At 43.8% G+C, this 12,456-nt stretch carries 6 protein-coding genes; 5 read left to right on the top strand and 1 reads right to left on the bottom strand.

The window, feature by feature from the left end; genetic code table 11:
- Nucleotides 1-376 precede the first annotated feature (376 nt).
- The 5 genes from JJQ72_RS05275 (at nt 377) to JJQ72_RS05255 (ending at nt 11,020) form a co-directional block, all read left to right on the top strand.
- Nucleotides 377-6,328, top strand: coding sequence for a sugar-binding protein (locus JJQ72_RS05275; RefSeq protein ID WP_208202981.1), 5,952 nt, complete (start codon nt 377-379; stop codon nt 6,326-6,328).
- A gap of 199 nt (nt 6,329-6,527) precedes the next feature.
- Complete coding sequence (locus JJQ72_RS05270) at nt 6,528-7,448, top strand: ABC transporter permease (RefSeq protein WP_138225121.1); 921 nt, start codon at nt 6,528-6,530, stop codon at nt 7,446-7,448.
- 15 nt (nt 7,449-7,463) lie between these two features.
- Nucleotides 7,464-8,345 carry a carbohydrate ABC transporter permease gene (locus JJQ72_RS05265; protein ID WP_138225122.1) on the top strand — a complete coding sequence of 294 codons (882 nt, stop codon included), beginning with the start codon at nt 7,464-7,466 and terminating at the stop codon, nt 8,343-8,345.
- Between the two features lie 57 nt (nt 8,346-8,402).
- Nucleotides 8,403-9,986 carry an extracellular solute-binding protein gene (locus JJQ72_RS05260; protein WP_208202980.1) on the top strand — a complete coding sequence of 528 codons (1,584 nt, stop codon included), beginning with the start codon at nt 8,403-8,405 and terminating at the stop codon, nt 9,984-9,986.
- A gap of 92 nt (nt 9,987-10,078) precedes the next feature.
- Nucleotides 10,079-11,020, top strand: a complete 942-nt coding sequence (locus JJQ72_RS05255) for a helix-turn-helix transcriptional regulator (protein ID WP_208202979.1) — start codon at nt 10,079-10,081, stop codon at nt 11,018-11,020.
- Between the two features lie 54 nt (nt 11,021-11,074).
- On the opposite strand, the gene JJQ72_RS05250 is transcribed toward JJQ72_RS05255, so the two are convergent.
- Nucleotides 11,075-12,346, bottom strand: a complete 1,272-nt coding sequence (locus tag JJQ72_RS05250; protein WP_208202978.1) for a glycoside hydrolase family 27 protein — start codon at nt 12,344-12,346, stop codon at nt 11,075-11,077.
- Between the last annotated feature and the right edge of the window lie 110 nt (nt 12,347-12,456).

Raw genomic sequence — 12,456 nt, 5'->3', positions numbered from 1 at the left:
AAAAAGAAAAGGCCGCACCGCAGATAAATCTGTGGCTTCGGCCTTTCTTATTGAACTTTCGTCAATAGCTTATACACAAGCTCTTTGAGACTGATTTTATTATTTATTCATATTGAGGAGAAATCATAGGAAGAGGAGGAATATTTGTTAGTGAAATCAGGTCTTAGGAAGTTACTTTCATGAATCCTGCAGAGCAATAAAAGACTAATAGATAAGCGTTTATTTACTATTGAAGTACCGGAAACCTTATATTAATGTTTGTTCTAAGCTGGAAATGATAACGCATACAAAGCAACAAAAAGCACATTTCCAAATACCATGATAAAAAGGGAGGTCCAAGGTTAGTAGATTAACAAAATTACAGGGAGATGAAAACATGTCAAGAATGAAAAAACGGGCGCCTGGGCTTGTGCGATGGCTAGTGATTGCGCTTATTGTAAGTTTGCTTCCTTGGACGCCAGCCGAGCTACAGGCTGCAGAAGAAGAAATTTCAGTTCAGCCGCCTCTTCATGAGGCGATATCCTTGTATCCGGCACCGGAAGGACTGCCTGCATCAAATTATTATAGTGTAATGGTGAACGGAAAGAATTCATACACCTACCAAAGTGTTAATCATTATCCGGATACGTATACTTCTGGACAAGGAGATAATGCTTCCTGGACTAGCTTTGCGATGGAAGATGGCCCTGTCACTATTGAAGTGACCAGGTTGACAGGTGATCCTGTGAAGAAAGCGGTAGTGAGGCCTTTGGATCTCGGCATTACGCCGGTTATAGACGGCAATACCGTTCGATTTACACTAGACAATCCCGCTAAAGTATCTGTAGAATTTGACGGCGACCTGAAGAATAAAATGTTTATCTTCGCCGATCCTCCGGAGGACCCGCAATTAATACCGAATAAGCAGGATCCTCATGTGCTGGTATATGAATCCGGTTCACACAATCTGGATCAGGATAACGCATTGACGGAAGGAAAAACTCTTTATTTCGAGCCTGGGATCCATGATTTAGGAGATAACAAGACCTACAGCTTGAGATCAAATCAGACCATATATGTTGCTCCCGGTGCTTACGTTAAAGGATCCTTTACAGGTAACGGTCAGCGGAACATCTCCATTTTGGGCCGAGGAATAATTTCGGGAGAGAATAAAAAACACGACGGCAAGTGGGGCGTCGATGGTCTGCTTGTATTCCGTAACATTCATGACTTTCATGTGGATGGACCAACGCTTGTCGATACTCCGGGTTTTAATCTTGCAAACTATACAGGAATCTCTGAAGATCCGGCTGATCTAAATGTATATAACAATATTAAAATGATTGGCTGGAGACACAATTCCGATGGTATTCATCCGATCGGAAACAGTACAGTTCGTGACATCTTCTTTTTTGGAACGGATGATGCCATTGACATTGGTCAAGGTATTTCTTATCTGGATGTCCAGGACGTGGTTGCCTGGCAGCATAAGAACGGATCGGTCCTGCTTATTAGCTGGAACGGAGAGTATGCGGATCGTGTGTCTGTAAACAATGTTGACGTCATCCATTATGATACGCATGGGGGCAACAATGGTCATGTCATTCTTGCACTGCATGGAGGCGGCAATCCAGGCGATCTTCGCAATTTTATGATACAGGATGTAAGGGTGGAGGAGTTTAATGGCAGCTCCAAAAGCTTCATTGGATTAAGCATTACGAAGACTCAATTTGCGAACGGGAAAGATTTTGGGAAAATAGAGCATATGTATTTTAAAGACTTGCGGATTGACCAGCCTTCCAGTGGTAATTTAATCAGCGGTCTTCCTTCTTCGGAAGCCCCCGACAGCAAAGTGTCCCATCTAGTATTTGACCATCTTGTCATTAATGGGAAGGTTGTGACCAGTTTAAATGAAGCGGGAATCATGACAGATCAAACCTCGGAAGATATCGTGTTTGTGGACCGCAACCGTGCAGCGAATTGGAGTTTTGAAGAGCAACAAGACTCGTCTGTTCAGGAGTGGTCTAATGCTGGGGATGAGAATGCTTTTTCTGTTCAAGAGGCTCCCGGACTAGAACTGAAACAGGGTGAAGCACGACGGGAAGTCTATAATCCGCTGGGAGCAGCGCTTGGTAGTCGATATGCTGTTCATCAAAGCTCAGAAAATTATTATGTAGAGACCTCTCAAGAAATCAGTGGTCTCGAGGATGGAGAATACACTCTGAGTGCTTGGGTGAAGTCTAGTGGCGGACAGGAAAAAGCGGTGATGTCTGTCTCAGGTCATGGACGTGAAAATCAGGTTGTGGAAATTCCGGAAAGTAATGAATGGACTAAAGTTTCCATCAAAAATATTCAGGTAACAACAGGAAAAGCAGAAATTAAGTTCACATCTCAAGCAATAGGTGAGCAATGGATATATTTTGATCATATTGTGTTTGGCAAGCAATATTTGTATCAGATTCCTTCTTCGGATTCTCCATATAAAGCACAAGCCATTATGGGGACTGCAGCTATAGATGGCCTGATTGATTCCGCTTGGGAAAAAGCACCGATGATTAAGAGTGATCAGCTGCGACTGGGTAACTCATCGAATACGGGATTTTTCCGTATGATGTGGGATCAGAAATATTTGTACATCCTGGCACAGGTTCCGGTGAACGGCAGCTTGAATGCAGAGTCATCAGACCTTTGGAATCGTGACAGTGTAGAAGTGTTTCTCGATCATGATAATTCAAAATCCCCGACGTATGACGACAATGACAGACACATCATCATGGACTATAAAAATCAAATTCAAGCCTTTGATGTATTGGGTACTGCAGGTATGGACTCCGCTGCCTCACTGCTTAACAATGGCTATGTTGCTGAAGTAAAGATTCCGTTCACGGATACACCGCGTATTGGTGACATCCTGGGTATGGATGTTCAGGTCAATAGTACGAACGGAAGCCCTTCTCGCCAGTCGATCAGTGGATGGTCGGGAACTCAGAACCAATCAGATCAGACTCCATCAGTATGGGGAGAGCTTGAATTGATCGGATACGAGTCCGAAGCCATAATGGGTACGCCTACTATAAGTGAGATCATTGATTCAGAGTGGAATGAGGTGCCGGCTGTAAACATTGATCAGCTTCGGATGGGGAATTCCATAACTCCAGGTACACTCAAAGCGATGTGGGACCATCACCACTTGTATCTTTTGGCGGAGGTTTATGGAGATACTGCGCTGAATGCAGTAAATAAGAATATCTGGGAAAATGATTCCGTTGAGTTTTTTGTAAATCCGGTAAAATCCAGAAGGCTTTCTTATGGATCTGAAGATCGTCATATTATTGTGAACTATGAAAACAGCATTAAAAACTTCGACCAGGTAGGATTAGACAATATTCGCACTGTTGCCGAGGCTGAGGGCACAAATTATAAGGTGCTTGCAGTGATTCCTGTTGAAGCAGGTCTGCAGGCGGGTGACCTATTAGGCTATGACAGTCAAATCAACAGTACGGGGGGTACTCAGAACCGTGTTTCCATTACAGGCTGGTCGGGAACTCAGAATTTATCCGATGCAAGTCCTGCCGTGTGGGGCACCTTGAAGCTTGTGGGATTTGAGGCATCTGCAGTTCAAGGTACGCCAAATATGAATGCGGAAACCATAGATCCATTATGGACGCTTGCCCCGCCCGTTAGCATTGAGCGTTTGAGGCTGGGTGAAATACCACTGCCCGGGACGTTTCAATTATTATGGGATGATGACTATCTGTATGCGCTTGTTAAAGCTAAAGCCGGTTACGTCTTAAATCACGAGAACCAAAAAATTTGGGAGAAGGACGCAGCTGAGTTTTTTGTGGATGAAGATAATAGCAAGAGCTTGAGCTACGGCAGCTTTGATAGACATATCATTGTCTCGTATATGAATGACATTCAACCTTTTAAAAATATGGATCTGGAAGGTGTAGAATCCGTCACGGCTGTCACAGATGAGGGGTTTCATGTCATGATTAAAATACCATTCAAGCTTCCTCATGCTGCAGGCGATCGTATCGGGTTTGATGTTCAGTTGGACAGCACCCAAGGCACTGCATCCAGACAATCCATAACAGGCTGGTCTGGTTCTGAAAACTTATCAAGCACAACACCTTCATATCTTGGAACCGTTATACTTCAATCCGGGCCGCCTTCGCAATCTGCAGTTCAATCCGCACAGATATATAGCGAGAAAAGGACGTTAGTTCTTGGTGAACCAGGACAGGATGCGACGAAAATCCGTATTAAAGGCTGGCTTGAGGATGGGCGTGCAGCTAATATTGCCGCGGCCGATCTTTCTTACACCAGCAGTGACACAAGTGTGGCTGCTGTGCAAGATGATGGTACAGTCGTTGCTAAATCACCAGGGATAGCTTATATTACTGCAACAATTCATCTTCAAGGAGCAGCCGTACAAACAAATGCCATTCTCTTTAAGGTCATAGAGTATCCTGTGATGCCAAACCGGATATTTAATCCGGGGTTTGAAGAGGATAAAGGTTACAAAAATCCACCAACCGGCTGGTCTGTTTCGGGCGATACCAAAGCTTTTTATACAATGGATAACCAGTATGGTGCTAACCATCGCAATGGCATTCAGTTTGGAAATTTCTACAGCAGTGATGCTTATAAAGTGACGGTAACTCAAACTGTGTATAACCTTCCCGATGGATTGTATGAGTTTGAGGTCTGGCATAAGGGATACGGTCTAAACTCCGGATACGCGGCAGTCAAAAATTATGGCGGTGATGACGCTAAGGTGGAGCTGACAGATACGACTAACAGTTATACCAAGCTAAGTATTAAAGAGATTAAGGTTACATCAGGAGAAGCAACCATTGAACTTTACGTGGATGGTAAAAAAGGCACCCCTATGTATGTGGATGATATTGTATTTCGTCAATCACGTCCCAAGTCTACGGATGCAGCATTGGCGGATATTCTTATTGACGGTTCATATCTGCCCGGGTTTGAGAGTGGCAGGACGGCATACGAGGTTTTACTGCCAGCAGGCAGAATAAATATTCCCGCAGTCGTCCCGGTCCTCTTCGATACAAATGCTGCAGTCAAGATCAATATGCCTGCCAGTATACCGGGTACAGCAGAAATTGTAGTAACGGCGGAGGACCCTGCTGTGAGCTCGGTATATACTATTTTCTTCAGTCAAACTGCAGCTCCTGTAACTCCGCCAGTAATCCCTGCTCCTCCGTCTGGAACAGAGCCTGTGGTCGTAAAGCCCGAGTCTGAGATAGATCGGGATGACTGGGTGATTCAGGTAAACGCTGGTACCGGTCGTGCTGAAGTGCCTCTCCATGAGATAAAGGGGCGTTCCCTAACCATTAATAATGGTAGTGCAGCAATGACGCTGGATCGTAAGTGGCTGGAGGAAATCAAGGCGATGCAACGGTCGAATGATACGAATGCAAAGTTGGAAATTACTTTACAGCCATTGGATACAGAGAAAGTCTCGATGCTGATGAAAACGGATTTTCAAGCCGCTGTAAAAAAAGCAGGAGCAGTCTACCAATTAAACGTTTCACTAATAAATAACGGAAAAATGATTACATTGAAGCCTGGCAAGGAGGCTATCCGGGTGGTGCTCCCGCTGGAAGGCAATCACGTCAATGCCGACCTCACAGGAGTATACTATTTTGATGAGACTAGCGGTATATGGGCATATATGGACCGTGAGCCAAAGAATGACGCAGAAAGTCTGGCACTGTACTTAAACCAGTTTGGAATGCATGGTTTATTCGAGTACTCCAAAATATTTACGGATGTACCTTCAACGCATTGGGTGTTTCCTGCTGTTCAGTTAATGAGTTCTAGACATATCATAACGGGTGTAAACAACCTCCAGTTCAAGCCAGGGGCGTCCATTACGAGAGCAGAGGCAGCGGTATTGATCTCTAGGGCTTTAAAACTGCCTCCATCCAGTGCAAACTCCTTTTCCGATATAAAGGCAGGGATTTGGTACGAAGCTCACGCTGCTGCCGTAGCTGATCTCGGCATCATTATCGGACGACAAAATGACCATTTTGCACCTAATGAGCCCTTAACCCGCGAAGAAATGGCTGCAGTTCTGGTAAGAGCGTACAGGTATAAATACCAGAGTGGGCACAGTGAAGCATCTGGACCAACAGTAAGCGGAGAGCTTTTTCAGGATGTATCACAAATTTCGGACTGGGCATTTGAGAACGTTGCGGAGGCGATCAGTATCGGTTTGCTTCAGGGGAAGGGGAATGGAAGGTTTGCACCTAAAGATCAGGTTACCCGTGCTGAAGCGGCGCAAGCCCTGTACAATTTGTTGCAGATCAATAATGAATAGAGTAAGCTGCTAAATCAACATAAGGTCTTTAGCCCACAAGTGGTGGGCTAAAGACCTTATTTGCAGTGATAAGATGGATGATTTGAATCAGTGATATTTATTCCACCTAGTGACAATTATTCATTCTATACGATATCCGGAAAGCGCTTTATATTTATGACAAGTACAGAAACCAAGTCACGTATGGGGGAGAGAGAGAATGAAAAAAGAAGGTTTGATGCACGAGCTCAAGAAAAACAAGCTGTTGTTTTTAATGCTGCTGCCCGGAATTCTTTATTTCTTTGTGTTTCAATACATTCCAATGAGCGGTATAGTCATTGCCTTTAAGCAATTTAGATTTGACAAAGGAATCTTTCACAGTCCTTGGGTGGGATTTGATAATTTCGATTTTTTCTTTAGGAGCGGAAAGGCCTGGATTATTACGAGAAACACTATTTTGTATAATCTGGCATTTATGGCCACCGGGCTGATACTACAGCTTGCAACAGCGTTATTCATTGCGGAAATAGGACGGAAATTTGTGAAGAAGTATATACAGACTACGCTGCTGTTTCCTTTTTTTATCTCCTGGGTTGTCGTGGGTACATTTATCTACAACTTATTCAACTTTGAATATGGCATCATTAATCACTACTTGAAGGATTGGGGTATGGAGCCGGTTGATATTTACAGCAGCAGCAGCAGCTGGAGCTACATCATCGTGTTCTTCAATAATTGGAAGTACATCGGCTACAATTCGCTGATCTACTTGGCTGCCATCTACAGCATTGATAAAAGTCTGTATGAAGCAGCAGAAATTGACGGAGCAGGCATTATGCAGCGTATTCGGTTAATTACGCTACCGCTCCTGATGCCGACAATTATGATTCTGTTACTGCTTGCAGTGGGACAGCTGTTTAGAGGGAATTTTGAATTGTTCTACAATGTGGTGGGTAACAACAGCTTGCTTTACAACCAAACGGATGTCATTGATACCTTTGTATTCCGTTCTCTAATTCAATCAGCTGATATCGGGATGACAGCAGCAGCAGGGCTTTATCAAGCCGTTTTGTGTCTGGTCATTATCCTTGTAACTAATTTTACAATTAAAAAATACAATTCCGATTATTCTTTGTTTTAGAAAGAAGGTGCGCTAATGTCGAGATCGTTAGAACAGAAGCTTTTCCATTCAGCTGGTTATTTGTTTCTCATTGCCCTTGCTGTTTTGTGCGTTCTACCGTTACTTTTTATATTCGGAGGATCATTTACAAGCGAACAATCTGTCATCCGCAACGGGTTTTCTCTCATTCCTAAAGAATGGTCGCTGGAGGCCTATGAACTAGCTTTTAAGAATCCCAAGGATTTGTTCCAGGCTTATTTTATCTCATTCTCTGTAGTGGCCGTCGGTACAGCGGCCGGACTCTTAATGACAGCTATGACAGGTTATGTCTTGTCGAGACGGGACTTTAAATACCGAAATTTCTTTTCCTTCTTTATTTACTTTACGTCTGTATTCAGTGGCGGCTTGGTGCCTTGGTATATTATGATGGTCTCTTATCTCGATATGAAGAATAATTTCCTGGCGTTAATTCTGCCGCTGCTGCTCAACGTTTTCTATATCATCGTAATGAAGAGTTTTATGTCAGGCATTCCTTTTGAAATTATAGAATCTGGAAAAATGGATGGTGCCAACGAGCTGCGAATTTTCTTCAAAATTATTCTACCGGTCTCTGGCCCGGCCTTGGCAACCATCGGTTTATTTATCGCTTTACAATACTGGAATGACTTCTTCAGTGCAATGCTGTTTATTACAGATCAGTCACTCATGCCACTGCAATACTATCTTTACAAGATGGTAAACTCCATGGATGCCTTAAGCCGTATGGCCTCCATGTCAGGTGTTCCTATTCCTCAGATGCCTAAAGAAACATTGAAGCTTGCCATGACGGCGTTGGTCGTGCTTCCGATCATATTTGTGTATCCATTCGTTCAAAGACATATTATTGGCGGTGTGACAGTTGGTGCAGTAAAAGGCTGATATAGGATTGGCTAAGGCTAATTTTATATATATAAATCAAATTGGGAGGTCAATGCAATGAAAACAAAACGTACGGCCAGTATTTTGTTATCGGTTTTGCTTCTACTATCCGTCATCCTTGGCTGCAGTCCTGACAAAGGCAATCAGCAAGGCAACGGGTCTGTGACATCGACAGGCAGCGAGAAAGAAGGAACGGGAGGCACAAATGAAGGTGAAGCTGATCTGTCAGAAGAAGTGGAGTTGAAAATGATTCTGCTGGGCGATACACCCGTTGATGCGCAGGTCGTGTATGATGAACTGAATCAAAAATTAAAAGAAGATATAAACGCTACGGTAAAGGTAGAATTTCTTTCCTGGGCAGACTGGGCACAGAAATATCCTTTGATCCTGGCTTCAGGAGAGGATTACGATTTAATTTCTTCAGCTAGATGGTCGGATTATTTTAAAAACGCGAAAAACGGAGCCTTCTATGAAATCACACCAGAGAATTTGAATAAGTATGCGCCCCAGACTGTAGCTAATTCGCCACAAGAGGTTCTCGACTCCGCAATGGTGGACGGAAAGCTATACAATTTGCCCATGAACTATAAAGAGGTTACCGTTGACGGCTACATCGTCCGTGGTGACCTCCGGAAAAAGTATAACATTAACGAAATCAAGAGCTTGGACGATTTTGGTGCTTACCTGGATGTCATCAAGAAAAACGAGCCTGACATGATTCCTTGGGATACTGGAGCACAGGATTTCAACTATTTGCTTAGAGCGGCAGTATACGTGGATAACGGCTATTACAATCGTCTGAGTAAAGAGAGTGGTGTTCAGACCGTTGTAAAGACGGAAGAGGGAGCTCAGGTGCAAAGCAGCCTCGATATTCCGGAACTGAAGGATTACTTGGTAAAAATGAAAGAATGGAGAACGAACGGCTACTGGTCGAAAAATGCTATGGTGAACAAAATCCCGGCTAGAGATTCTTTTGTCAATGGCAAGAGTGCAGCATTCATTGACAATCTGCTTCAAGCTTCTTCAACTTATACTTCGTTAAAGCAATCCCAGCCGGATTGGGAACTGGAATTTTACCCGATCACTACGAACTCAATTGTTGCGAATCCATATATCAACAACGGCATGGCGATCAATGCCAAATCCAAAAATCCAGAGCGTGCATTAATGCTGCTAGATCTTCTCCGGAACGATAAATGGTATAACCAATTGACGACTTACGGCATTGAAGGGAAGCATTGGGAGCTTTCTTCAGACGGCAGGCTGGTATCACTCCCTGAAAGCGCAAATTTCCCGCCGGATTCAGCTTGTCCATGGGGATGGAGAGACTCCAGATTTTATTTGACGCCTGCGGACACCTTCCCGGTGTATGAGAGTGTACTGAAAGAAGCACAGGATCGAGCAGTTCCATCCAATATAGCTCTGTTCTCTATGGATAAAACAATCGGAAACATGGCTTCTATTGAAGCCGCTATTCAGGATATCAGTGATCAATATTTCGTGCCTTTAGTGCTTGGATATCTGGAAGATATTGATGCAGGTATTGAAAATCTAAGGTCCAAGGTACAGAGTGCGGGCTTTGAAGAATACATTCAGGAAACTCAGAAGCAGTTAGAAGCATTTGGTGTAACTTATCAATAATATACCGAGCAAGAGCTGGATGGCCCTCCATCCGGCTCTTGCTCGTCTGCAACCATGCGCATGCTGCCCTGCCTGTCTGAAATTTTGTTATAATGCTGTATATCATGTTCTGTTTATCATTCTGGATTGATTTAAAGGAGGCGGGAATCATTTCTTACCAAACTAATTATCGTGAAAATTATGGTTTTTTGTTTACGGATACGCCTCCTTTTCCGCTTCCACAAATTTCATCTATAGGATGGGAGCATCTTTCTGATCCCGACTATCGCTGGCATGGTCTGCATAGAGCAGAACCCAACCATGTTCTTTTTCAATATACATTATCTGGGTCTGGTAAGCTTATGCTTCAGAGCTCTGTTCATACACTTCAGCCCGGGGAAGCATTTATGGTGAGAATCCCGGGAGAGCACGAATATTTCTTTGAGCCGTCGGTGTCTCATTGGGAATTTATCTATGTAATGATTATGGATAAGGAGCTCTCGCGCTGGGTTGATCAGGTCACTCAGGACCGAGGGAACGTTCAAGCTTATCACTCGGAGTCCGAAATCATCAGGTGCCTAAGACAGATGCTGGAACAAGCTAGAAACAAGCAAATTCAAAATATATATTATTCAGCTGAACTGGCATATCAATTTTTCATGACCCTTCTCAGAGACCAGCCATCCAGTCAAGAACATGACGAGATGCCGGTGTTTATTGAACGTGCACTCCAATACATGAATATTCATTTCAAGGACATCGAAAGCTTAGATCAGATCTCGAGCATGGCAGGGATTTCAAAGTATCATTTTTTGCGGCAGTTCCGTAAATATATACACTGTACCCCGCTCGAATATTTGAACCGCGTGAGAATTGAGAAATCCGCTGAACTACTGCGAAAGTCCGATATGAACATTGAGCAAATTGCAAAGGAAGTAGGGTACTCCAACGGTAATTATTACTCAAAGGTATTTCGACAATGGGTAGGCACTACACCGGGCAAGTTTAGAAAAGGCAGGGATTTCATGCCTATCGATCATCTGAGTATTAAATGAGAAATAAAATAAGCCGCCCCTGAGATCTATGATCTCCTGAGGCGGCTATTGCAACTACGTTAACTTTACTAATCTTGCTCCGTGAGGAAGTGTTCTTAAGGATATGGAATGTTCAGCTTGACCCAGTTCAGCTCGCTCCCATACATCTCTTACATGGATAACGCCTTCTAATTGAAGCTTTGAGAAAGGGATTTCAATATAATCAGCAGTCACCCCGGTATTAAATACAGCAAGATACATTGAACCATCCTGGTCCTTAGCTGTCCATGCTATGTGGCTGCCGCTCCGAAACAGCTGTTTTCCACCGAAAGAATGCGTAATTAACCTTAATACCTCGGGATTTGTAAGAAGAGAAAGTGTCCACTCATCATTGTCTCGCAATTCACCCCCGACCATTAATGGGGAACGAAAGATACACCATAAAGTCATCATTGTGACCTGCTCGTCTTTTGTGAAGCGAGTCCATCGGTCTCCCACAGCATGTTCATAGGACCGAAGTGCGATGTGTCCGAGCGGAAGCATGTCTGCATCCGGCCAGTGACCAGGACCGACATGCTCCTGCCAAAGCGCACATTTATAAAACTCGTCAAATAGATCTTCCCATCGATCCCAGAAGTCCGCAGTCATTCTCCACATATTGGCATGTGTTTTAAGGTGCTCAGCTTTCTCCAGCGGAGCTGGGCCGCAAGATAAGCTTAGAACCATATTCCGACCACAATGATCAATAGCGTTACGGATTAATTCAATCTCACCTTCCGAGTACGGGAACGAAATATCATCAACCTTGACAAAATCAACACCCCAGGAGGCATACAATTCAAATATTGAATTGTAATAAGCTTGTGCTCCTTCTTTTGTGGCGTCGATGCCATACATATCCGTATTCCATGAGCATATGGACGTAGTAGAGGCGATGTCCCGCGCCGTCCGTGATGTTCCCAAGATCGGAGTGTTAGCGTGAACAGCTTGTCTAGGTATTCCGCGCATAATATGTATTCCGAATTTGAGTCCCATGCCATGTATTTGATCAGCTAATGGCCCAAAGCCTCGTCCTTGCTCAGCGGATGGAAAGCGATTGATGGCCGGTATTAAACGCGCATAATCATCCATAGCAAGCGGTACAAATGGCCGATATATGGAAGAGTTTGCATCCGGTTCGTACCATTGAATATCAACAACAACATACTCCCATCCGTAAGATTTCATATGCTCTGACATATATGCTGCATTGCCTAGGACCTCTTCTTCCGTTACGGAAGCCCCGTAACAATCCCAGCTGTTCCAACCCATTGGCGGGGAGCTTGCGATTTCCACTGTAGCTGTCATGGTTAACATCCTTTCATCATCGCTACATTTGCAGCGTTAATAATCTTATGATCACATGGAGTAGGTGAAGGGTTCAAGACTAAAATGCTGCTATTCAGAAAAGTAAAATA

This window comes from Paenibacillus sp. F411, assembly GCF_017582705.1.
Lineage (GTDB): Bacteria > Bacillota > Bacilli > Paenibacillales > Paenibacillaceae > Paenibacillus_AQ > Paenibacillus_AQ algicola.
The sequence above is the reverse complement of the archived record's forward strand: the minus strand, read 5'-3'. Positions and strand labels throughout refer to the sequence as shown.